This is a genomic window from Propionispora hippei DSM 15287 (genome assembly GCF_900141835.1).
Taxonomy (GTDB): domain Bacteria; phylum Bacillota; class Negativicutes; order Propionisporales; family Propionisporaceae; genus Propionispora; species Propionispora hippei.
In genome coordinates, this window is the sequence record NZ_FQZD01000007.1 from 202,124 (window position 1) to 224,670 (window position 22,547).

A 22,547-nucleotide genomic window follows, 5' to 3' on the forward strand; every position below is an offset into this window, starting at 1 on the left:
AAGTGTATTAAAAGAATTTGATAGTGTATTGGAATTTGTTCCGGCACTGAATTTTGCCTTGCTATCAGTGGCGGGACGGGTTTCGATACAGGCAATTGGCATGGGGCTTGCACATAGTATGATCGGAAAACGAAAAACATTTGTTTTGTTCTAGGAGGGTAGTTATGATAGCTGTTGTGATAAGTTCTCATGGCCGTTTTTCGCAGGAAATCCTGAAATCGTGCGAGATGGTTTGCGGGACCAGGGAAAACGTAAGGGCTGTAACCTTTGATGCCGGTGAGAGCGCCGATTCTTTAGTTGATAAATATAGAGCGGTTATCAAGACCATGGATGTAAGGGAAGGGATTCTCTTCGTTACCGATCTATTTGCCGGCAGTCCGTATAATGCAGCCTGCAGAATTTCGCTGGAAGCTGAGAATGCCGGCGTGGTAGCGGGGCTTAACATGCCCATGCTGCTGGAAATTTTAAGTTCGCCGGCGCTAAGCCTGCAGGAAGCGAAACAGGTTGCCCAGACGGTGGGGAAAGAAGGGATTCGGGCTTTTGAGACGGTGACTGCCGAAGAAGATAGCGATAAGGAGGAATTATAATATGAACATTGTGCTGGCGAGAATTGACGACAGACTGATTCACGGGCAGGTGGTGACGACCTGGTCCAAGGAAACCAAGTGTGAAAGAATTATTGTTTGCAATGATGAAATTTCGCGGGACACCATTCGCAAGACGCTGCTTACCCAGGTAGCCCCACCGGGAATTACGGCCAGTGTTGTTGATATCGACAAGGCCATCCGGGTTTACAATAATCCTAAGTATGCGGAAGCACGGGCGTTGCTCTTGTTCACTAATCCCACAGATGTGCTGAGAATGGTTGAGGGAGGTGTTGGAATAACCAGTGTCAATATTGGCGGGATGAGCTTCAAAGAGGGGAAACGGCAAATCACCAAGGCCGTATCCGTCAATGAACAAGATGTCAAAGCATTTCAGGAACTGCATAACCGAGGAGTGGAACTGGAAATCAGAAAGGTAACTACCGATTCTAAATTGGATTTGATGTCTGTGTTACAAAGCGGACATTAAATAAAGTCAGACAACATCATAAGGAGGAATTTGTATGGAAATTAGTGGTATCCAAATTGTTCTTATCTTTATCGTTTCCTGCATTTGCGGTATGGGAAGTGTGCTGGATGAGTTTCAGACTCACAGGCCGCTTATTGCCTGCACCCTGATTGGTCTGATTCTGGGCGATGTGACTACAGGCATTATCATTGGCGGTACTTTGGAAATGATTGCCCTGGGTTGGATGAACATTGGTGCGGCCATGGCGCCTGATGCGGCTTTGGCTTCGGTTATATCCACCATTTTGGTTATTGCCGGACATCAGAATATTGGCGCCGGCATTGCCGTTGCCATGCCGTTGGCAGCAGCAGGTCAGGTATTGACCATCTTTGCCAGAACCATTACCGTTTTCTTTCAGCATCAGGCTGATCTGTATGCCGAAAAAGGCAGTTTCCGTGGCATTGATATCTGCCATATCTTAGCTTTGTTTGTACAGGCGCTGCGGGTAGCTATTCCGGCCGTACTGGTGGCTGTGTTCATTGGAACCCACGCCGTTCAAGCTATGTTGGCCGCCATTCCGCCGGTCGTAACGGGGGGACTGCAGGTTGCCGGCGGCTTTATCGTCGTTGTCGGTTATGCCATGGTTATTAACATGATGGAAGCTAAATACCTGATGCCGTTCTTTTTCCTGGGCTTTGTGCTAGCGGCATTTACTTCTTTCAATCTGGTTGCTTACGGTGTCATTGGTATTGTGCTGGCTATTTTGTATATTCAATTGCATCCGAAATACGCTGCTGCCGGTGGCTTGGCCCTGCAACAATCGGCGTCGGCTAAAGACAGCGATCTGGATGACGAACTGGATTAAAGAAGAGGAGGAATGCAGGCATGGACACAGCAAAACAGGAAAAACGGTTAACTAAGAGTGATCTTTTCAATATGTTTATCCGGTCCAATTTTCATCAAGGGTCCTGGAATTTTGAACGCATGCAGGCTTTGGGCTATTGCTTCAGTATGGTGCCGATTATTAAGCGTTTATATCAGGGCGAAGACCGGGTGAAAGCATTAAAACGGCATCTTGAATTTTTTAATACCCAGCCTTTTGTTACGGCACCGATACTGGGAATTACGGCAGCCATGGAAGAAGAAAGAGCTAATGGTGCCGATATTGACGATGGCGCCATTAACGGGATCAAAGTGGGGCTTATGGGCCCGCTGGCCGGGGTCGGTGATCCGATCTTCTGGGGCACGCTGCGTCCGCTGGTAGCGGCGTTAGGTGCTTCGCTGGCACTGGGTGGCAGCATTGCCGGACCGATTCTTTTCTTCCTGCTGTTTAATATCGTCAGACTGGGTGTCCGCTGGTACGGCGTTGAATATGGCTATAAAAAAGGCACTGATGTTGTAAAGGATATGGGCGGCAATCGTCTGCAAAAACTGACCGAATCGGCGGCCATCCTGGGGCTGTTTGTTCTGGGCGCGCTGGTATGCAAGTGGACGTCGGTTAATATTCCGCTGGTAGTTTCCACCATAACTATGCAGGACGGCAAAGTGGTAACCACGACGGTGCAGGACATTTTGAATCAATTGATGCCGGGTCTGATTCCGCTAATTCTTACTTTTATTTGTATGGATTTGCTGAAGAAGAAAATTAACGCCATTTGGATTATTTTTGGTTTGTTCGCCATTGGTATTATCGGCTATGGCTTTGGCATACTTTCCGTCAAATAGGCAATAGATCAAAAAATACGATAGGAAACCAAAAGAACAGCCGCTATCGGCTGTTCTTTTGGTTGTTTGGATTTAAATAGCGGCGTTGTGGAAAACTGCAATTGCTTGAGTCTGCCTTGCGTATCGCCGTAATTACGCCGGTCTACGCAAAAGACTTCGGCAGCTTGCCCAAGCTGCTTGCCAAACAGGGAGCAGCCGGTGATATATTCGTGGTTTTACAACAGTAAACGTTACCTGAGTATAAAAAAGAAGCTGGCAAGGACCTATGAAGGGTCTTTGCCGGCTTCTTCGCTAACGTTTGAAAATAGTTGACAGAGCGTTGAAGTTCCGACGTGGGAAATGGCTGCTTAAGCCGGTTATGACCGGGACAGTAGTGTTTCAGACAAGGTTCCCTGATAAACTGCAGTGACAGGGCCGGTCATATAAATGTCGCCGGCGGCGGTAATGGCGATGTGAAGGGTGCCGCCGGGCATGATGACGGTGACATTCCGGTCGATCAGGCCCAGCCGGTAAGCGGCGCTGGCGGCGGCGCAACTGCTGCTGCCCGAAGCCAGCGTATAGCCGGCGCCCCGCTCCCAAATTTCAATCTGAATGGTGCTGCGGTCAAGCACCTTTAAGAGCTGCAGGTTAATCCGGTTGGGGAACAGCGGATGGTTTTCGATAACCGGTCCGAGCTGTTCGGCCAGCTCCCGCGAGATATTTGGCAGTGGAATCACACAGTGTGGATTGCCTACCGAAAGACAGGTGATGGCGTAGGCACGGTCTAAAACGGTGAGCGGTTCGGCGATTACCTCGCGGGCCGGGCCGGCTACCGGTATGGCTGTGCTGTTAAAGGTGGCGGCGCCCATATTTACCTTGATCAGGCTGGCGCGGGCATCGAGGATTTCGACACTGACCTTGCCGCCGGGCGTAAAAAGGTCAAAGGAACTGTCTTTTAGATAACCGGTGTCGAAGAGATAACGGGCAAACATCCGGATGCCGTTGCCGCTTTTCTCGGCTTCGCTGCCGTCAGGATTGAGTATCCGCAAGTGGATGCCGTTTTCCTGAAAGAACGGCCCGTACAGAATGCCGTCCGAGCCGATGCCGAAATGACGGTGGCATAAGAGACGGATGATCTCTGCGGTTAAGGACAGAGCAGTTTTGTTCGGGTCGAGAATAATATAGTCGTTGCCTAATGCGTGGTATTTATAAAAATCAACAGTCATGAATCATTCCTCCTGGCTGGGAGCTGCCTGCGCCTTATGTAGCCGGAAACTCCTGCGGTAATCAGGCAAATGCCGTAAATAACAAGCTGTCCCGGAGGTTGGTCGTCTCCGGGATTGCGCGGGGTGGGAACGGTTGATTCCCTCAAGCTTGTTATTGCTAGCTTTAGTATAACAAGAGAGAACGGAAAAAACATTGCATAAACTGCGGGAAAGGTGGTAAATACTGCTGTGGCGAATAGTAAGGGAAATACTGATGAAGAGCGGTGAGCGAACCAGCATGGACAGTGAAACTCGATTTTCTCCGGCGAAGCGGGGTTACCTCCTGCAGGAGGTCAGCTTTTTTAATTTATCGGACAACAAAAAGCTGCAGATTGAATCGCACTATCATGATTTTCATAAAGTAATTATCTTTTTATCAGGGAAAGTCACCTATTGTGTGGAAGGGATCGCCTATCCGCTAAAGCCCTGGGATGTGGTGCTGGTCCACCAGGACAGTGTGCACAACCCGGTGATTGACCCTGCCTTGCCATACCGGCGCATGGTGCTGTGGCTTAAACCGTCCTTTTTGCAAAGCGGCGGTGTAGCCGGTGATGATTTGCTGACCTGCTTTAGCCTGGCGCAGCAGAATAAAAATCATGTGCTCCGGATGACCCAGGATATGCTGCCGGTGATCAAGGGCCTGGTGGGACAGATCGACGAGACCTGTGGCAACAGGCAGTTTGGCGATACTATTTTGCGCAACGCACTGCTCCTGCAGTTGCTGGTGCATATCAACAGGCTGATGCTGTCGCGGCAGGACGGTATTACACCGGCCGGCGTTCAGCAAGATGAAAGTATCAGTGAGGTGCTGCGCCATATCGACAAGCATCTGGCCGAGGATTTGTCTGTTGAAAAGCTGGCGGCGGAATTCTTCTTGAGCAAATATCACTTTATGCGTAAATTTAAGCAGCACACCGGCTATAGCGTGCACAGCTATGTTCTGCAGAAACGGCTGATCAGTGCCGGCCGGCTGATCCGGGAGGGGAACCCGGTTATGTTAGCTTGCCTGGAAAGCGGTTTTAGCGATTATTCCAACTTTACCCGGTCCTTTAAAAAGGTGTACGGTCTTTCGCCAAGGAAATATCAGGGATTGGCGCAACAAAACAATACCCTGTTGCCGGAGCAAGGAGCGTTACAGCTCCAGAATGGAAACGATGCCAAGCAGTATGATGAGCACTCCTGACAGCCGGTTGATTTTGATAATGACCTTGTCGGTTATCCGGTTGCGGAAGCAAGCGACCAAACCGGTCAGCGTGAGCCACCATAACGCCGAGCCGGTAAAGACTGCCAGCGCGACCAGGACGGTTGCTGTCAGACTGGTGATTCTACCGGCGATGCCTAGCGTCGAAAAGACGGCTAAAAAGGCAAAGATGGTAAAGGGGTTGGTTAAGGTCAGGACAAAGACTTTGCCCACCAGACGCAGCAGGCTGTGGGGGGAAGGACGGGCTTCCTCGCGGCAGGGCGCCGCACTCTGGAAGGTCCGGTAGCCTAAATAGATGATCAATAGCCCGCCAACCCAGCGCAGCAATGAGACATGGCGGAGGATGAAATCGGTAAACACGTGAAGGCCGGCGGCTGCGATATAGGCAAAGAGCGCATCGGCCAGGGCGGCGCCCAGTCCGGCAGCCAGTCCGCTCAGACGGCCTTCGCTGAGCGTTCGTTTCAGGCAGATCAGGTTGACAGGACCGATGGGCGCGGCCAGCAAAAAGCCGCTGAGCAGGCATTTTAGAAACAGTAGGGAATGCATAGGGGTTTGCCTCCTAAAGACTCTGCAAAAGGATTCCTGCAGACCGGTTATGGTAATAGCCCTCGCCGCGTATAAGGAGAGGCGGAGGGGATATAACTATAGAGGAAATCAAACGGGGACTACAGGAGAGAAGCTGATGATTGCTGAAGTAATTGACAGAACGCTGCGCCGTTTCGAGGATCAAAATTGCCGGCCGGCGGCGGTCAAACGGGCCGGGGCCTTTTTTAAACATACCGTGGAGCAGGGACTTAGGCCCGGCTTTATTGACGCGGTCCAGGAATTGCGGCTGCGTCATATCCTGCAATATGTGCAGGAGCGGTCGCCTTTTTACCGGCGCTTATTTAAAGAATATGCCATTAAGGCGGAAACCATACGGACGGTCGCTGATTTAGCGCAGATCCCCTTTACGACGGCAGCGGATATCCGGCAATGGCAGGATTTTCTTTGCGTGCCGGAGGACCGGCTTTCTGCTGTTTTTACCACCTCCGGTACAACGGGGGAGCCTAAGCGGGTCTATTATACTTTCCGGGAAATGCAGGCCTTATCCAACTTGTATGGCATGACAATCCGGATGGTCCACAGCGGCAGGCTGGTGGCGCTGATTGCTTTGCCAATTGGGCACGGGCTGTGGATTGGCGGAGCCAGCGTGCAGCGTGCCGTAGAGCGGGCGGGTGGACTGCCGTTGATGGTGGGAGCTGACAATCCTGCTGAGACGGTGACCTGGCTGAAGCGTTTTTCACCGGATATGATTTTTTCCTCTCCGTCTTATCTGACTGCCGTTACCCGGGAAGCGCAGCAGATAGGGTACCGGAAGCCGGTCGGTAAAATTGCTCTCGTCGGGGAACGGCTGACGGCGGAGCATAAGGCTTTTTTTCAGGAATACTGGGGGGCGGCCGTGTTTGATATTTACGGCTCCACCGAGATTGGCAGCGCTCAAACCATTTCTTTGCCGGGCTGTCAGGCTTTTCATATTAACGATTTGCATCTGGTAACGGAAATTATTGATCCTGCCACAGGGCAGCCGGCTCAGGAAGGCGAGCTGGTATTTACCACGTTGCGGCGGGACGGAATGCCCTTTATCCGCTACCGGTCGGGCGACCGGGGGAGCTGGGCTGCCTGCCCGTGCTGGCTGCCGCTAAGGGCCGTCCATATCGGGGGACGAACCGACGATATGATTGTAGCCGGCGATATGAACCTCTATGGGCGGGTTATCGCCGATGCTGTCGGTAAAGTTCCTAAAACTACCGGCCGCATATTGGTAAGGGTGGAAAAAGCGGGTCTTGTTGATCAACTGACGGTACAGGTGGAAGGACAGCCTGATGAAATTTTGGTACGAGCCGCTTTGCAGAAGGCCTATCCTGAATTGGCGGTAAATATGAAAAATGGAAATCTACAGTTAGTTATTGAACCTATATCCAGTCTTGGTCAACAAATTAAGGATATCAGAGTCAGGGATTTGCGCTGAGTTGCTGCGCTGCATGCATTATGCCGTGAAAGCCACATGTCTTTCCGGAAAATTCTTTTGGATAAGTTTCGATTAATGTTCATAAAGGGAGCAATTTTGAGGGATATGTCCTTAAAATTGCTCTTTTTTCCGCCTGGCAATGTATTTTCTTCATCATAGGCCTTTTTCCTATATCTTTGATTGAAGATTTCGGTTCCAGCTTTTATAATGAAAATATTAGTAAGAAAATTATTGGCTTATACAGGAAGTTATGCCGTTTTTTCGGATAGAATGTCCTTTGAAGAGTAATTTGCCCGGCACAGGCTATGCTGGGATATTGTAAGCAGGGAAATTCCAACAAACAGAATCTTCGTGGATCTTATTGACGCAATATTAAATTTATAGTAGTATGAGGGTAAATTAAATATCTATGACAATGTAGAGTCAATCCACAAAGATGATGTTCTTTGTCGGTTGACTTTTTTCATATACTCCTATAATTGGGAGGCTGGAGGTGTTCTTGGTGCAAAATAACTTACTTGATTCCACGATTTATGATATTGTGTCGGCCTATCCGGCGACCCGGGAGATATTTATTCAGAATGGATTTGCTCCTTTTGCCGAAGACAGGGTGCTCAGGCAGTGGGGTTCTTTGCTAAAACTAAGGACAGCCTTGCAGGCAAAGCGGATACAGGAAAGTTGGTTTCTTTCCTTACTGCAGGATGTTGTCGGGAGAGCCGGCCAGTCGGGGAAAATAAGTCAAAACAGACTTTGCGAACGGCTGCATTTGCTGGCGCTGTTGCCGTGCCCGCTTAAAGTGCCGATAGAAACCGAATTAACACAAGTCATGGAACGGATGGAGGCAAATAGGGGGAACCCCTTACAGGTTTGCATTGAATCAAATGCCGACCATTCTATTAAGTTTCTGGATTATGTTAAATTTTTTACCGAACCGGACGAATTGCCCGATATTATTTTGCTTACGGGGTTTCATTTTTTGCTGCGAAGCTTTGTCGAACGTTTTGTTGAAACGGGGATTTTTACTGCCGTGCCCAATCAGGCAGTTAATATGCGAATAACCGGGTCGGAACTGGTCGATCCTGACGGGCACTTTTCTGTCATTGCGGCCAATGCGCTCGTTATGGTAGCAGACCGCAGGCGGCTGGGACAGACCCCGGTCCCGAAGCGTTGGGGTGATCTGCTTAAACCGGAATATGCCGGTAAAGTCGTCATAAGGGGGCACCGGGAAACTTTCTGCGATATTGTTCAATTGAATTATTATAAGGATTACGGACCGGAGGGCCTTGCCAAGCTGGCGGCAGCCGTTCGCTACGGTCTCCATCCTGCCGAAATGGTAAAAGAGTTAACGAGCCGATCGGCGAAGGTTCCGCCGGTTCATGTTATGCCCTACTTTTTTGCCCGGACACTGGCAGACAGTCCCCATCTGGAACTTGTCTGGCCGGAGGAGGGGGCTTTAGCCTATCCTATTCTTGTTTTGGTTAAGCGGGAAAAAATGAAAGAATTGCAGGAGCTGACCGAATTTCTCACAGGTCCCCGGGTTGCCCGTATTTGTGCCGCTGCCTCGTTTCCCGCCGTGCATCCGGAAGGCGATTGGGCCGTTCCGCCGGGCGGACGTCTAAAATGGCTTGGCTGGGATTTTGTTAAGAAGCATGATATGGAAAACCTGATTGAACGGCTGAATGCTGATTTCCTCCGGACCCGTCAAGCCGGGGAGCGGGAGGGAGGTAAACAATGAAGCTGATTACTGTAGCCGGTCCGCCGGCTGCCGGCAAAACATCGGTCATTATCAAGGTGGCCGGCGCTCTCCAGGCCGCCGGTAAAACGGTGGGGGTCATTAAATTTGATTGTCTTTCCACTCAGGATAAGGAGTTATATGATAAAAAGAACATACCGGTAAAAATCGGGTTATCGGGCAACCTTTGCCCTGATCACTTTTTTGCAATCAACATAGAAGATGCTTTCGCCTGGGGTCAGGGACAGGGTTTTGAGTTTTTAATCAGTGAAAGCGCCGGGTTATGCAACCGGTGTGCTCCTCATATCCGGGGCGTTACGGCGGTTTGTATCATTGATAATCTCAGCGGCATTCATACGCCGCAGAAGGTCGGCCCCATGTTAAAGCTTGCGGATATGATCATCATCACCAAGGGTGACATTGTTTCCCAGGCAGAACGGGAGGTTTTTGCTTTCCGGGTTAGGCAGGTTAATCCGGGAGCGGTGATTTTGCCTGTAAACGGTTTAACCGGGCAGGGCGCTTATGAGGCCGGTACGTTTTGGAATAAGGCGGAAGACCGGGATACGTTGTCCGGCTGCCGTTTGCGTTTTTCCCTGCCGGCAGCAACCTGCTCTTATTGTTTGGGCCAAACCCAAATCGGCGACAATTATCAAATGGGCAATGTGCGGAAGATGGTCTGGTAACGTTAGCCGGTGCCAAACGCGAGGGGAGGGCATGAAGGATGAATGTGCTGGTAACTGGTATGACGTTAAGGGAACTGTTTGCCCGGTATCCCTATGCCCGGGATTTTTTTGAGGCCTTTGACGAATATGAAGCACAAGAAACACTGCCAGTTGCGGATTTTTTTACCATGCTGGATGACGAGCTTTTAGCCGACCGGGGAGTTGAGCGGGAAGATCTGCCCCGGCAGTTAGCGGAATATCTGGCTTTTATGCAGCAGCTTACAGAGCCTTCTGTGGAAGAGGTCCGGTCAATCACCATCGTTGGCGGCCGGGACAAAAGCGGCGTGCCGGAGAATTGTCGGTTAACCATCCGGACCGGTGAAATTATTTGTATTGTCGGACCTACCGGTTCAGGCAAGAGTCGCCTATTGGCCGATATTGAATGGCTGGCCCAGGGGGATACGCCTACGGGGCGACGCATTTTAATTAATGAGCAGCCTCCGCCTGGGGCAATGCGCTTTTCTGTCGAACAGAAATTGGTGGCGCAACTGTCGCAAAATATGAACTTCATTATGGATTTAACGGTGGAAGAGTTTATTGCTATGCATGCCGGGAGCCGGATGAGGGAAGATGTGGCCGGCATAACTAGGATCATTGTAGAGGAAGCCAACCGGCTGGCGGGGGAAGCGTTTGCCGCCGCCACACCGGTTACTGCGTTAAGTGGCGGACAGTCTCGGGCGCTGATGATTGCCGATACGGCTTTTTTGAGCAGGTCCCCCATTGTGCTGATTGATGAAATTGAAAACGCCGGGATTGACCGCCGGCAAGCTTTGGGATTGCTGGTTACGCAGCAGAAAATTGTGCTGATGGCAACCCATGACCCGTTTTTGGCTTTATTGGGTGATAAGCGGATTGTAATAGGTAATGGCGGGATTCGCGATGTATTGGAAACCAGTGCGAAGGAGCGGGAAAACCTCCGGCTGCTGCAAAGTGTAGATGCTATGTTAAACGGATTGCGTCAGGACTTGCGGTCAGGCGGGCGAGTGGAGTTGGACCAATTGAGACTGATAGAAGGACTGAAACAAGAAATTAGCTGAAACAAGCCGGAAAGAATGGCTGTTTATCTCTAAGAGCGTTGCCTGAGATAAATAGCCGTTCTTTTTTATGGATGCAATGTAAAGACAGGTGTATTGACACTATCTTTGTCCGGCGTTACAATGAACGTGAATCAAATACCGTTGAGGGAGAGAGGAAGAAGGCTTTGTCAGAGTTAACACAGGAGATTAGAAGGCTCAAGCAGCAAAGAAATGCTGTGATTCTTGCCCATAATTACCAAATCGACGAGGTACAGGCAGTAGCTGATTATGTCGGCGATTCTTTCTATCTGAGCCGCCAGGCCGCTACACTGGCTTGTGATGTGATTGTATTTTGCGGCGTCTATTTCATGGCGGAAACGGCCAAGTTGCTTTCACCGGATAAAACGGTGCTGCTGCCCGAGGCGGATGCCGGCTGTCCGCTGGCCGATACGATTACGGCTGAGGATGTACGGGAGTTGAAACGGCTTTATCCCGGCGTGCCTGTGGTTTGCTACATAAACTCTTCGGCGGAAGTAAAAGCGGAGAGCGATATTTGCTGTACTTCGTCCAATGCGGTGCATATTATCCGCTCATTGCCCGACCGGCAGGTGATTTTTATTCCCGATGGTCATTTGGGTGACTATGTGGCTAAACAGGTGCCGGACAAAAAACTCATTTTGTGGGGGGGCAGTTGTGTTACCCATGCCAAAGTCAAACCTGACGATGTTTTGAAAGCCCGCCAGCGACATCCTGAGGCAAAGATTCTCGTGCATCCCGAATGTTCGCCTGAGGTTGTGGCACTGGCTGATTTTGCCGGCAGTACTTCGGAGATCATTCGTTGTGCGGAGAATTCCGCCGACAAAACCTATCTGATCGGTACGGAAGCCGGTGTATTGTGCCAGTTAAAGGCGAGCCGGCCGGATAAGGAATTTTTTCTGCTCCATGCCGGCCTGTACTGTCCTAATATGAAAAAGACCCGTTTGCAAAGTATTTACCAGGCGCTGCTGGATGATCAATACAGCATGAAACTGGATGAGCGGACGGCGAAGCCGGCAACCCGGACTTTGCGAAGAATGCTGGAGATGGTTTGAAATGGCGACAAGAGGGTATAGCTGCGGTGCCTTGGCGATGGCTAAGGCGGCCGACTGTTTTACTTATGACGTGATTATTATCGGCACAGGAATTGCCGGACTGAGCACCGCCTTATCATTGGATAAACGGCTGCGGGTGGCTTTAATCAGTAAAAACGCGCTGACTGAAAGCAGCACCTATAAAGCGCAGGGCGGCATGGCGGTCGCTGCCGGCAGCGATGACAGTGCCGCCCGTCACGCCGCCGACACCTTACGGGTGGGCAAAGGGCTTTGCGTACAGGAGAATGTGGAGCATCTCACCCAAGAGGCGATGGCGGCGCTGCAATTTCTGCAGGCTGCCGGCACCGACTTTTGTTGTGACGGGCAGGGCCTGCAACTGACCAGAGAGGGTGGCCACAGCCGGAACCGGGTGGCCCATCATCATGATTATACGGGGCGTCATATTGCCGAGGCCTTGATGAACCGGGCGGCCGGCCGCCCACAGCTTGATTTTTTCAATAACACGTTTCTGGTTGATTTGCTGACCGATACACAGGGCATCTGCTGTGGCTGTCTGGTTCAAACCGAACAAGCGGCGCTGCAATTGCTGGCGCCGGCTGTTGTTGTGGCTGCGGGCGGCTACAGCGGGATTTTTGCCCGTTCAACCAATGCCGCCACGGCGAGCGGTGACGGGATAGCCGCGGCTTACCGGGCCGGGGCGTTCATTGCCGATATGGAATTTGTCCAGTTTCATCCTACGGCGGTAACCCTGCCGTCAGGCAAGGTGTTTTTGCTAAGTGAGGCGCTGCGGGGTGAAGGGGCGGTGCTGCGCAATACGGCAGGCGAGCGCTTCATGCCGCGCTATCACGAAGATGGCGAGCTGGCACCGCGAGACGAGGTATCCAGAGCCATGCTGGCTGAGATGAAGCGCCGGCAAGCGCCGGTTATCTACCTGGATGCCCGCGCTTTACCTAGCGAGCAGCTAACCGAACACTTCCGTTCGATTTATGGCGAGCTGGCAGCGCACGGCTACTGTCTGGAGCGTGATGTCATCCCCGTACAACCGACCGCTCATTATACCATTGGCGGCATAAAAACCGATGCCTGGGGGCAGACCAGCGTACCTTCGCTGTATGCCTGCGGTGAGTCGGCGGCAACCGGGGTGCACGGCGCTAACCGGCTGGCCAGTAATTCCCTCCTGGAAGGCGTGGTTTTCGGCCGCCGGGTGGCTGCCTGCATCAACGATAACTGCCACCTGCCGCCGGGAAAACCCGACTTGTCGGACGCCGGTCTTCCTGTTTATCATCGGGGCATCGACACGGCGCTGTTACGTGCCAGGCTGGACCAGGCAGCCGGTGTCATCCGGCAGGGAGAAGAATTGGCCCGGCTTGCGGAATGGCTTTATTCCTGCCGGGAAACAGGGGAGCAAGTCTGGCAGCAGGCCGACTGTTGCCGGGAAAATGCTGCTTTGGTGGCGGAGCTGTTGCTTGAGGCGGCTTTTGTGCGGCAGGAAAGCCGGGGCGGACATTACCGGGCCGATTTTCCGGCAACTAATGACAGCCGGTTTAAAAAACATAGTGAACAGCTATGGGGAAGAAAGGTAAGAATGCAATGAACCCAATCGCATTGGAACAGATTATTAAACAGGCTTTGCTGGAGGATATCGGTGCCGGCGACCTAACCGGTGAGGCGATTTTTAGCGAGGGTCACCAATCGGCAGGCCGTTTAATCGCCAAACAGCCCTTAATATTGGCCGGAACGGAAGTTTTTTTGAAGGTCTTTCAACAATTGGACAACCGGATTGACGTTGCCTGGAACTGCCGGGAGGGTGATTTTGCAGCGCCCGGGACGGTGCTGGCCAGTTTGCGGGGGCCCACCCGGGCGCTGCTTGCCGGTGAACGGGTGGCATTAAATTTTTTGCAGCATTTGACGGGAATTGCCACGGCTACGAAAGATTATGTGCGGCTTTGCAGCGGCACCGGCACCGTGATTGTCGATACAAGAAAAACCACACCGGGTTTGCGGATGCTGGAAAAATACGCGGTTACCGTGGGCGGCGGAAAAAATCATCGCTATGCCCTGGATGCGATGGTGATGATAAAGGACAATCACAGCAAGGCGGCCGGAGGAATTTTACCTGCCGTGCAGGCTGTCCGCCGGCGGATATCACCGTTCATAAAAATAGAGGTGGAAGTGGAGTGCCTGGAGCAGGTGAAAGAAGCGCTGGCAGCGGCGGTCGACGTGATCATGCTGGATAATATGGATTTGGATACGGTGAAGCAGGCAGTAGCCTTGATTGATGGCCGTGCTCTTATTGAAGTATCCGGGAATATCACGGAAGAGCGCGTTGCGGCACTGGCCGGGGCCGGTGTGAATGTCATCTCCAGCGGCGCCTTGACCCATTCGGTCAGGGCGGCGGATATAAGTCTGAAATTTGAATAGTATTTGAGGGAGGGACTGCGCGCTCGGGAGAAAACTTCCGGTGGGACAGTCCTTATTTTTTTAACTCATGATGTGTAGTTTAGTTTTGCTGCTAATTTATCCGTATTCTGCTAAAATTAGTGTAGCGAGCCGAAACGGTAAGATGGTAGATTGCCGACCGTTACTTTTATACGTTCGGCAGCGTTATCAACTATAGTGGACAGTTTTTTTAGTAGGAAAGGGGGCGGCAGTTTCTGCGGCGATGGACGAACATATTTTGCTGGCAAAAGCGCAGGCGGGAGACCGTGAGGCGCTCAACGCTTTGATGACTGAATATTGGCAGCCGGTTTACCGGCTGATATACAGCAGGCTGGCCAACCCGGAGGATGCCAAGGAACTGACCCAGGACACCTTTATGAAAGCATTCCGGGCATTGCCAGGTTATAAGTCGATGGGAGTTTCTTTTAAAAGTTATCTGGGGAAAATCGCGCTTAATCTGGTTACCGACTTCTGGCGGAAAAACGGACGGGCACCGCAGGTAGTCGGACTGGAAGAGTACCAGGAAACCCTGCGGGACAGCGGGGAGAAGCCGGAGGAATATACATTGCGACGGGAAGGGCAGGAACGGGTAGCCGGGCTGTTAAAAAATCTTCCCGAGGAACAACGGCAGGCCATCCGGCTGAGGGTACTGCTGGGCATATCGGTTCACGACACAGCCGTCCTGATGAATAAGACTGAAGCGGCAATAAAAATGCTGCAACAGCGTGCGTTGAAGAATTTACGTAGTTTATGCCTGGAAACCGGCATGGTGAAATGAGGTGAAGCTTGATTATGCCAACAGAAGAGGAAAGACAGCAGGCAGAAGTGCTTTCGCGGGAAATTGATAACTTGACGATAGAAGGCCCCAGGGCGGTTGTAGACCCGGAGGTGGCCGAATTTTTGGCGGTGGCGGATATGATGAAACATGACTGTAGCGGTGATGAAATTCCTCATTCACTGATCGCCGGCATGGCTGATCGCCTGTCGGCGGAATTGAAAACTAAGCAGGAGCAGCGCCGCCGGCACCGGTTGTATACTGTGCTGGCCGGCAGTGCGGCGGCGGTAGTACTGGCAGTTGGCGTACAGCTAACCCTGTTTCAGCAAAATAACAACTTGCCGCCGGCTCAGCAACTGGAAGCGCAGGTGACGCCGCCAACAAGACCGGCAGACAAGACTGCCGGCGAACCGGACCGGACGGCACCGGCCGAGAAAAAAGCGCCGGCTGCGCCGCCAAGCAGCAGATCAAAACCGCAAATAGCTGCCGCCCTTTTGCCAGCCCCAGTGTTGGATAAGGTAAACGAGGCGGCAGGGGAGGCTAAAACGGAAGAAAGCGGACAACTGGCGATGAGCGAGGCGGATGTAGCGGCAGAGAAACCACAGCAGGAGACCCGCCTAATGGCTAAAGCGAGACTGGCCGCTCCGGCAGGGGAAGAGAGCGGCGCTAAACAGGAAATTACCCACTTGCTGGTTTTGCCCGGTCATACGGCGCAGTCGGTCACTGTGGCTCCTGACCGGAGGCTGGTTGAGCAAATTTATAAAATCAATAGCCGGGAAGAAATCCGTGTAATTCAACGATTGCCCGATGCCCTGCCGGCGGCTGATGCGGCAGGGGAGGCAAGCGGGCAGGCAGATACATCTGCGGTCAAAGCCAAAGTGAACCGGGTCACCGTGACCCGTGACGGCTATGAGGTCGTAGTGGAGGGTCGGCAAAAAACAGCGGAACTGAAAAAGTTGGCAGATTCGCTGGTAATCAGGGAAGATATGCCCTAGGCAACCACTGATTAAATGAACCTGTCGGCTTGGCGAGAGATTTTTTCGTCTGGCAAGGAAGTAAAACCGCAGGAATAGCGGCCCCTGTTTCAAGGTTTTGCTGACGCAGCCAGGCGGAAAAGGATCCGTCAGGACGTACAGTGTGAATTAATCAGTGGTTACCTAGAACAGGCGATAAGGCTCCGGCTTTCCGGCAGCCTTATCGCAATAATTTATAGAATTTTTTTTATAAGCAGGGTACCCCGTTACTTTTTATGGCGCCAGTCGTTTTATTCTATGAAGACAACAACGAAAGGCTAACCGGTTCGGTTAGACATACAGGGAGGTAAGGATATGTTAAAAAAAATGATTTTAGTGTTGGCAGCGAGTTTATTGCTGGCTGTGCCGGCATTCGCCAGTGAGGCAGCGAAAACGGTGGTTCAGGTAAGCGGTACCAGTCAGCAGGAAGTGACGCCGGATACGGCCCGGATCAGTCTGGTGGTAAATTCCATTCAGGATAATATAGAAAAGGCAAAAGCCGACAATGTCCGGCAGATGAATAAAGTGCTGGCTGCTCTGCGGGAGCAGGGAATCGGCAGCGAACAGATTAAAACAGATACATATCAGATTAATCCGTTATACAATTATGAGAAGGATAAGCTGCCGGTTTTAAAAGGCTATCAGGTGACACAGCGACTGGAGGTTCGTACCGCTATTGAGCAGGCGGGGACTATCGTTAATGAAGTTACGCAGGCCGGGGCCAACGAGATAACCTCCATTCGCTTTGAAACGGCCGATGAAACGAGCAGCAAGGACAAGGCCTTGCAGGAAGCCATTCAGGACGCTCTGCGCAAGGCGGAAGTGATTGCCGGGACGCTTCATAAACGGGTGGCTAACATAACCCTGATCAATGAATCCGGTGTGTTCTATAATCCGGTCATGCTGGAGACCAGAATGTTTAAAGCGGCCAGTGCCGACAGCGGGGCCCCGAACATTCCGGCCGGAAAAGTTACGGTAGGCGCTAATGTTCAGGTAACTGTAGAATTGGAATAAGGGCTAAAAGCCTGGAACGATCAGTCCCTTAAGACAGCATTTGCAAGCTGCGCTTAAGGGACTTTTTTCGCTGCCGGGTCATGCAGCCGCAAGTTAGCGGCACCGTGGGGAATAATAAAAAGAAAAATCGGATTAGCGGTAGGCAAGGGGGGGCAGTGATGAGAATTCTGGTGGTGGAAGATGATGAGGTGCTGCGGGAGGCCGTAGCCGATATTTTACAGGAAGAAGGGTATGAGGTTACCTGTGCGGAGGCCGGCGATGAGGGTCTCTTTGCCGCCCGGCAGGGTATCCACGATCTGCTGGTATTGGATATTATGCTGCCGGAAATCAGTGGTCTGGAGATTGTCCGTACGCTGCGAAGCGAAGGCTGTACCGTTCCTATTTTGCTGTTGACGGCCCGTGACAGCATAGATGACCGTGTCCAGGGGCTGGAAGCCGGTGCCGATGATTATATGGTAAAACCCTTTGCGATGCGGGAATTGCTGGCGCGGCTTAAAGCACTACTGCGCCGGAAGGGCAATTTGATGCCGGAAGACCGTTTGACTTACGGCGGCATCGTGTTAAACAGTGCTCGGCGCGATGCCTGTATTGGCGAAACCTGCCTAGGTTTGGGCAGCAAGGAATATGACATATTGGAGTTTCTTTTGTTAAACAGTGAACAAATTTTAACCAGAGAGCAGGTGTTTGACCGGATTTGGGGGATGAATTGCGATACCGGAATAGGAATTGTCGATATCTATATTCACCATTTGCGGAAAAAACTGGCCCCCTATGGCCAGGACAGGCTGGTTCAGACGATACGCGGTGTTGGTTTCATGCTTAAGGAACCATGAATATGTTTATTCGGACACTTCGCCGGTTGACTATATTTATTTCCCTGGTATTTCTGCTGATTTTCGGTATGTATATATTGGTGCTGTACGGGTACTTTTCTCACCGGTTATTTGATAATATTGATGAAGCGATGCGGATTCATGCCAATTCTTTCCGGCTGGTGGACGGGGAACCTGTCGCTATAGGCCAGCCGATTTTCGATCCGCGGATCGTGCTGCTTTTAAGAGGGGACGATGGCCGGACGATTGATTTAAATCCGTACAGGACTCCCCGGGAATTGGCGCATCTTAGAGAGATTACTGCGACTGTGGAAACCGGCGAACTGCAGATGAGGGAATATGCGGGGCATACCTACCGGATGATGCGCTGGCCCTATGCTTATGACCCGCAGTATAATGCGGACCGGAGCTTCCGGCTGCAGTCGGTGATTGTAGTCAGCATTGTGGATTCGGAAGTACAATTGTTGAACAATCTACTGTGGATTTCTTTATTGGGGGTCACTACCGGGACCTGTTGTATTGTTCTGGCCAGCTATTTTATTGCCCGCCGGGCTATGGTGCCTGTGCAAACTGCCTGGGAACGGCAGCGGCAGTTCGTAGCCGATGCTTCCCATGAATTGCGTTCGCCGGTGACCGGTATTTACAGCAACGCGGAACTGCTTTTGCGCCATCCTGAGCATAGTGTGCAGGAAGAGAGCCGCCGCATATACTCAATCATGAAAGAAGCAATGCGCATGACCCGTTTGATCAGCAGCCTGCTTACCCTGGCCCGGGCCGACGCCAACACGGAAATGCCGATGACGGTGATTTCGGTCAGTGAAGTTGTTGGCGAGGTGCTGGAGCTCTTTACTGCGGTTGGAGAAGCCCAGGGAATTGACTGTGTGGCCGAAGTAAAGCCGGGAATCCGGGCGCGGGGCAATAAGGACCGGCTCCACCAATTATTGGTTATCTTACTGGACAATGCCTTTAAATATACTCAACAGGGCGGGTCGGTCGTTGTTACCTGCCGCCAGGAGGGCAGGCAGGTACTGCTGTCGGTCCGCGATACGGGAATTGGCATGGCGCCGGAGCTTTTGCCACGTATTTTTGACCGGTTTTTCCGGGCAGATAAAACCCGCAGCCGGGAAACGGGAGGAACCGGTCTGGGCTTAGCGATAGCCAAGTGGATTGTGGATATGCACGGCGGGAAGCTTCAGGTAGCCAGTAAACCGGGTGAGGGCACAATATTTACCGTTTTTTTGCAGGCGGAAAAAGCATAACCGGTAAAAGAATACTATATTTCATAATTTATTTGTCGAGAATGGCAGGGAAAAGCAAAAGCACAGAGAAATATAATCGCTAACTTAGGTAAGCACTGATTAATTCACACTGCGCGTCCTGACGGATCTTTTTCCGCCTGACTGCGTCAGCAAAACCTTGCAATAGGGGCCACTATTACTGCGGTTTTGCTTCCTTGCCAGCCGAAAAAATCTCTCACCAGGCCGGTTCATTTAATCAGTGCTTACCTAGCAAATTGGGTTAATAAGACAAATAAAAGGGGTTTGGGAAATATGCCGTTTATCGAATGGAACGAGGAAATGGTATTTCAGATTGATGATATTGACGCTCATCACGAAAAGCTGGTTGATCTAATCAATACTCTGTATGAGCGGGTTTTTGAATGCGAGAATCTTGAACAGGAACGGGAACTGACAGGCCATATTTTACGGGAGCTAAGAGATTACGCTGTGTACCATTTTTCGGCGGAAGAGGAATTGTTGATAAAATGTAATTACCCGGCATACCGGGAACATAAGCGGGAGCATGATCAGTTCGTTTCCCGGGTGGGCGAGCTTTCTGAAGAATATTCCAGAGGCGAGCCGGTCCTTTCCTTTCCAACGTTTATGTTCCTCAAGAATTGGTTGGTCGATCATATATTGCGCAAAGATAGTGATTATGTCGCCTATGTAAAAACGGACACTGTGCTTTGATGGCAAAATTCGACGAATTTTGCTAGAGAGGAATTGACAGGCTGACGGCAGACTGCTACAATAAGTCACATGTAAATATTCTCGTATAATTTTGGGGATAGGGCCCAGAAGTTTCTACCGGCAACCGTAAATTGCCTGTCTACGAGTGAAAGTGTACCTGAGGTTCCACATGGTTGGGATTTTTTTATTTCCCGCCACGGCTGCGACCGGGTGGTATCAGTGGTTAACACTACACCGAAGGGGATAAAAGCCCTGGCGGGGGACATTTCGCTCATGTTTCATTACGGCGAGGGTCTCCTGTCAGGGCTTTTTTTATTAACGGAGCAGCGTTTTGTTCCTCGGCTATCAACAACTGGCCGGTCGATTCCGTTGGACCGGCAATGCGCGTTCGTTAACCCCGAGACATAAGGAGGCTATATGGAATTATTAAAAAACAGGATTCGGACGGATGGTCTGGTGTTAAATGACTCGCTGCTGAAAGTGGATTCCTTTTTAAACCATCAACTGGACCCGCAGCTTATGTTCAAAATGGGTGAGGAGTTTGCCCGGCGGTTTTCCGGCGAAGCCATCACCAGGATTCTGACTATTGAAGCGTCCGGTATTGCCGTGGCGATTATGGCCGGTCTGGTCATGCAGGTACCGGTTGTTTTTGCCCGTAAGAAAAAGTCGGCCGTCACGACAGACGACTTGTATTGCACTAAGGTATATTCCTTCACCAAGAAAGAAAGCAATGACATTATTGTGGACAAGAAGTTCCTGGCGGCCAACGACCGGGTGTTGATTATTGATGATTTTCTTGCCAATGGGGAAGCCGCACTGGGTTTGGCCAATATTGTGCAGCAAGCCGGCGCCGCTGTGGCGGGAATCGGTATTGTGATTGAGAAATCCTTCCAGCCGGGTGCCAGCAAGCTGAAGGCGGCCGGTTTCCGTGTGGAATCCCTGGCCCGAATCGCCGCCTTTTCCGGCGGACAGGTTCAGTTTGTACCAGAAGTTTAGAATTACCGGTCTTGTTGATTTTTTTGTTATTAAATAGGAGGTTATTATGAAACAAACCAATGGAAAAACCCTGTTGCTTGGCGCGCAACATGTGCTCGCTATGTATGCCGGCGCGATTATCGTGCCGTTGATTGTTGGCGGGGCTTTAAAACTGGACGCCACACAAATGAGCTACATCATTGCCGCCGATTTGCTGACCTCGGGAATCGCCACCTTACTCCAGGCTTGGCGGAATCCCTTTTTCGGCATTGGCCTGCCGGTCGTGCTGGGCTGTACGTTTACCGCCGTGTTTCCCATGATCAGTATCGGCGGCCAGTACGGACTGACGGCTATGTATGGCTCGATCATCTGTTCCGGTCTGTTTGTCGTTCTTATAGCTAATTATTTTTCCAAGCTGGTCAAATTTTTCCCACCCGTGGTAACCGGCTCAGTGGTGACTATTATCGGCGTTACGCTGGTGCCTGTGGCCATTAACAATATGGCCGGCGGTGTGGGCAGCCCGGACTTTGGTTCACTGACCAATTTCGCCCTGGCCTTTGGCACGTTATTATTTATTATTCTGGTCAACCGGTTTACCCGGGGCTTTATCCGCTCTATTTCCGTATTGTTGGGCCTCATTGCCGGTACTCTGGCTGCCGGTCTTATGGGAACGGTATCACTGGGCAGTGTAGCTCAGGCTTCCTGGTTTAACCTGGTTACGCCGCTTTACTTCGGTGTGCCTACCTTTGAGCCGAGTGCCGTGATTACGATGATCATTGTAGCCGTTGTTAGTATGATTGAATCGACCGGCGTGTTTATGGCATTGGGTGAGATTTGCAAACGGGATTTGTCAGAGAACGATCTGGCACGGGGTTACCGGGCCGAAGGTCTGGCCGTTATGCTTGGCGGACTGTTTAATTCCTTCCCCTATACGACTTTCTCTCAGAATGTGGGCCTGGTGCAGCTTTCTAATTCCAAAACGGCCAATGTGACCATTGTTGCCGGAGGTATGTTGATTTTGTTAGGCTTTATTCCTAAATTCGCCGCTTTGGCGATGATTATACCCAGTGCCGTGCTGGGCGGTGCCATGATTGCCATGTTTGGCATTGTGGTGGCTTCCGGTATTAGAATGCTGAGCAAGGTCGATTTTACCAGCAATGAGAATTTACTGGTTATCGCCTGTTCGGTGACCTTAGGCTTAGGCGTGACTGTAGTGCCCAACCTGTTTGTCAAGTTGCCGCCGCTGCTTAAGATGTTTTTTGAAAATGGCATTGTAACCGGCGCGCTGACAGCGGTCATCTTGAATATCCTTTTAAACATGACAGCCGGAAAAAGCGTGACGCAGCCCAAGTTGACGGCGCACGGATAAGCAAAACGGTCCTTATAACTCAACCCTGACTCCTCAATAACGCCAGGGTTGAATTCGTTAAATGAAAAGGTAAGTTCAAGAATGGGTCAAAGCATGGAGAATGCAAGAATAAGGTCAACTCATTTCACTTTACGAAGGAGAAAAAAGGCTGTATAATGCCACTAAGAAGCTGCATTGCCCTGTTTTTCTACAAGGGAAAGAGACATCTGAAACAGCGTGCAAAACTGAATTCCACATGTCGTTGTCGTGTAGGACTAAATTCGGCAGTGAATTCCCCCGCATAATGAGTGTTATTTTAAGAGTGATGGTTTAAGAGTGACCTCGTCGGGAGGAATGGCAACCAGTTTCAGAAGGTCATGCAACT

General features: G+C 51.2%; 23 protein-coding genes and 1 riboswitch. Of the genes, 21 read left to right on the plus strand and 2 right to left on the minus strand.

The genetic code is table 11. The features are described from left to right. The first annotated feature begins 164 nt into the window (after nucleotides 1–164). From F3H20_RS05425 to F3H20_RS20270, 5 genes are all read left to right on the plus strand, one after another. Nucleotides 165–587 carry a PTS sugar transporter subunit IIA gene (locus tag F3H20_RS05425; protein ID WP_149733927.1) on the plus strand — a complete coding sequence of 141 codons (423 nt, stop codon included), beginning with the start codon at nucleotides 165–167 and terminating at the stop codon, nucleotides 585–587. Nucleotide 588: 1 nt separating this feature from the next. After that, entirely contained in the window at nucleotides 589–1,074 is a 486-nt protein-coding gene (locus F3H20_RS05430; protein ID WP_149733928.1) for a mannose/fructose/sorbose PTS transporter subunit IIB, read from the plus strand. Nucleotides 1,075–1,108: 34 nt separating this feature from the next. Continuing rightward, complete coding sequence (locus F3H20_RS05435; protein ID WP_149733929.1) at nucleotides 1,109–1,918, plus strand: PTS mannose/fructose/sorbose transporter subunit IIC; 810 nt, start codon at nucleotides 1,109–1,111, stop codon at nucleotides 1,916–1,918. A gap of 20 nt (nucleotides 1,919–1,938) precedes the next feature. Further along, nucleotides 1,939–2,778, plus strand: a complete 840-nt coding sequence (gene manZ, locus F3H20_RS05440; RefSeq protein WP_149733930.1) for a PTS mannose transporter subunit IID — start codon at nucleotides 1,939–1,941, stop codon at nucleotides 2,776–2,778. Between the two features lie 101 nt (nucleotides 2,779–2,879). Beyond that, complete coding sequence (locus tag F3H20_RS20270) at nucleotides 2,880–3,005, plus strand: hypothetical protein (RefSeq protein ID WP_262501600.1); 126 nt, start codon at nucleotides 2,880–2,882, stop codon at nucleotides 3,003–3,005. 129 nt (nucleotides 3,006–3,134) lie between these two features. Here the strand turns inward: F3H20_RS20270 and dapF are convergent, their stop codons facing one another. Continuing rightward, complete coding sequence (dapF, locus tag F3H20_RS05445; RefSeq protein WP_149733931.1) at nucleotides 3,135–3,983, minus strand: diaminopimelate epimerase; 849 nt, start codon at nucleotides 3,981–3,983, stop codon at nucleotides 3,135–3,137. Nucleotides 3,984–4,236: 253 nt separating this feature from the next. Between dapF and F3H20_RS05450 the strand changes: the two genes are divergently transcribed. After that, nucleotides 4,237–5,205, plus strand: coding sequence for a helix-turn-helix domain-containing protein (locus F3H20_RS05450; RefSeq protein ID WP_149733932.1), 969 nt, complete (start codon nucleotides 4,237–4,239; stop codon nucleotides 5,203–5,205). Here the strand turns inward: F3H20_RS05450 and F3H20_RS05455 are convergent. Beyond that, nucleotides 5,155–5,769, minus strand: a complete 615-nt coding sequence (locus F3H20_RS05455; RefSeq protein WP_149733933.1) for a LysE family translocator — start codon at nucleotides 5,767–5,769, stop codon at nucleotides 5,155–5,157. The genes F3H20_RS05450 and F3H20_RS05455 overlap by 51 nt on opposite strands. 136 nt (nucleotides 5,770–5,905) lie before the next feature. Between F3H20_RS05455 and F3H20_RS05460 the strand changes: the two genes are divergently transcribed. From F3H20_RS05460 to F3H20_RS05530, 15 genes are all read left to right on the plus strand, one after another. After that, nucleotides 5,906–7,234, plus strand: coding sequence for a phenylacetate--CoA ligase family protein (locus F3H20_RS05460; protein ID WP_188128208.1), 1,329 nt, complete (start codon nucleotides 5,906–5,908; stop codon nucleotides 7,232–7,234). A 502-nt stretch (nucleotides 7,235–7,736) separates the two neighbouring features. Then, nucleotides 7,737–8,969 (plus strand): ABC transporter substrate-binding protein, encoded by a 1,233-nt coding sequence (locus F3H20_RS05465; protein ID WP_149733935.1) that lies wholly within the window; start codon nucleotides 7,737–7,739, stop codon nucleotides 8,967–8,969. Beyond that, nucleotides 8,966–9,649, plus strand: coding sequence for a GTP-binding protein (locus tag F3H20_RS05470; RefSeq protein ID WP_149733936.1), 684 nt, complete (start codon nucleotides 8,966–8,968; stop codon nucleotides 9,647–9,649). The genes F3H20_RS05465 and F3H20_RS05470 overlap by 4 nt, the downstream gene beginning before the upstream one ends. Nucleotides 9,650–9,687: 38 nt before the next feature. Next, the gene (locus F3H20_RS05475; RefSeq protein ID WP_149733937.1) at nucleotides 9,688–10,725 is read left to right on the plus strand and encodes an ATP-binding cassette domain-containing protein; all 1,038 of its coding nucleotides are present in this window, start codon (nucleotides 9,688–9,690) and stop codon (nucleotides 10,723–10,725) included. Nucleotides 10,726–10,796: 71 nt separating this feature from the next. After that, nucleotides 10,797–11,795, plus strand: a complete 999-nt coding sequence (nadA, locus tag F3H20_RS05480; protein ID WP_149733938.1) for a quinolinate synthase NadA — start codon at nucleotides 10,797–10,799, stop codon at nucleotides 11,793–11,795. Between the two features lies 1 nt (nucleotide 11,796). Then, entirely contained in the window at nucleotides 11,797–13,389 is a 1,593-nt protein-coding gene (gene nadB, locus F3H20_RS05485; RefSeq protein ID WP_188128209.1) for an L-aspartate oxidase, read from the plus strand. Beyond that, entirely contained in the window at nucleotides 13,386–14,216 is an 831-nt protein-coding gene (gene nadC / locus F3H20_RS05490; RefSeq protein ID WP_149733940.1) for a carboxylating nicotinate-nucleotide diphosphorylase, read from the plus strand. The genes nadB and nadC overlap by 4 nt, the downstream gene beginning before the upstream one ends. Nucleotides 14,217–14,457: 241 nt before the next feature. Further along, nucleotides 14,458–15,012: an RNA polymerase sigma factor gene (locus F3H20_RS05495; RefSeq protein ID WP_149733941.1), complete on the plus strand. Its 555-nt coding sequence runs from the start codon at nucleotides 14,458–14,460 to the stop codon at nucleotides 15,010–15,012. A gap of 14 nt (nucleotides 15,013–15,026) precedes the next feature. Further along, complete coding sequence (locus F3H20_RS05500; RefSeq protein ID WP_149733942.1) at nucleotides 15,027–16,004, plus strand: hypothetical protein; 978 nt, start codon at nucleotides 15,027–15,029, stop codon at nucleotides 16,002–16,004. Nucleotides 16,005–16,337: 333 nt separating this feature from the next. After that, the gene (locus tag F3H20_RS05505) at nucleotides 16,338–17,036 is read left to right on the plus strand and encodes an SIMPL domain-containing protein (protein WP_149733943.1); all 699 of its coding nucleotides are present in this window, start codon (nucleotides 16,338–16,340) and stop codon (nucleotides 17,034–17,036) included. Between the two features lie 158 nt (nucleotides 17,037–17,194). Next, the gene (locus F3H20_RS05510) at nucleotides 17,195–17,869 is read left to right on the plus strand and encodes a response regulator transcription factor (RefSeq protein WP_149733944.1); all 675 of its coding nucleotides are present in this window, start codon (nucleotides 17,195–17,197) and stop codon (nucleotides 17,867–17,869) included. A 2-nt stretch (nucleotides 17,870–17,871) separates the two neighbouring features. Then, a complete protein-coding gene (locus F3H20_RS05515; RefSeq protein ID WP_149733945.1) occupies nucleotides 17,872–19,128 on the plus strand; it encodes a sensor histidine kinase in 1,257 nt (418 codons plus the stop codon). A gap of 291 nt (nucleotides 19,129–19,419) precedes the next feature. Further along, nucleotides 19,420–19,839: a bacteriohemerythrin gene (locus tag F3H20_RS05520; protein WP_149733946.1), complete on the plus strand. Its 420-nt coding sequence runs from the start codon at nucleotides 19,420–19,422 to the stop codon at nucleotides 19,837–19,839. Nucleotides 19,840–19,900: 61 nt separating this feature from the next. Continuing rightward, nucleotides 19,901–20,001, plus strand: a riboswitch (purine riboswitch). A 255-nt stretch (nucleotides 20,002–20,256) separates the two neighbouring features. Beyond that, complete coding sequence (locus tag F3H20_RS05525) at nucleotides 20,257–20,835, plus strand: xanthine phosphoribosyltransferase (RefSeq protein WP_149733947.1); 579 nt, start codon at nucleotides 20,257–20,259, stop codon at nucleotides 20,833–20,835. A gap of 46 nt (nucleotides 20,836–20,881) precedes the next feature. Further along, a complete protein-coding gene (locus F3H20_RS05530; RefSeq protein ID WP_149733948.1) occupies nucleotides 20,882–22,183 on the plus strand; it encodes a nucleobase:cation symporter-2 family protein in 1,302 nt (433 codons plus the stop codon). The last annotated feature ends 364 nt before the right edge of the window (nucleotides 22,184–22,547 follow it).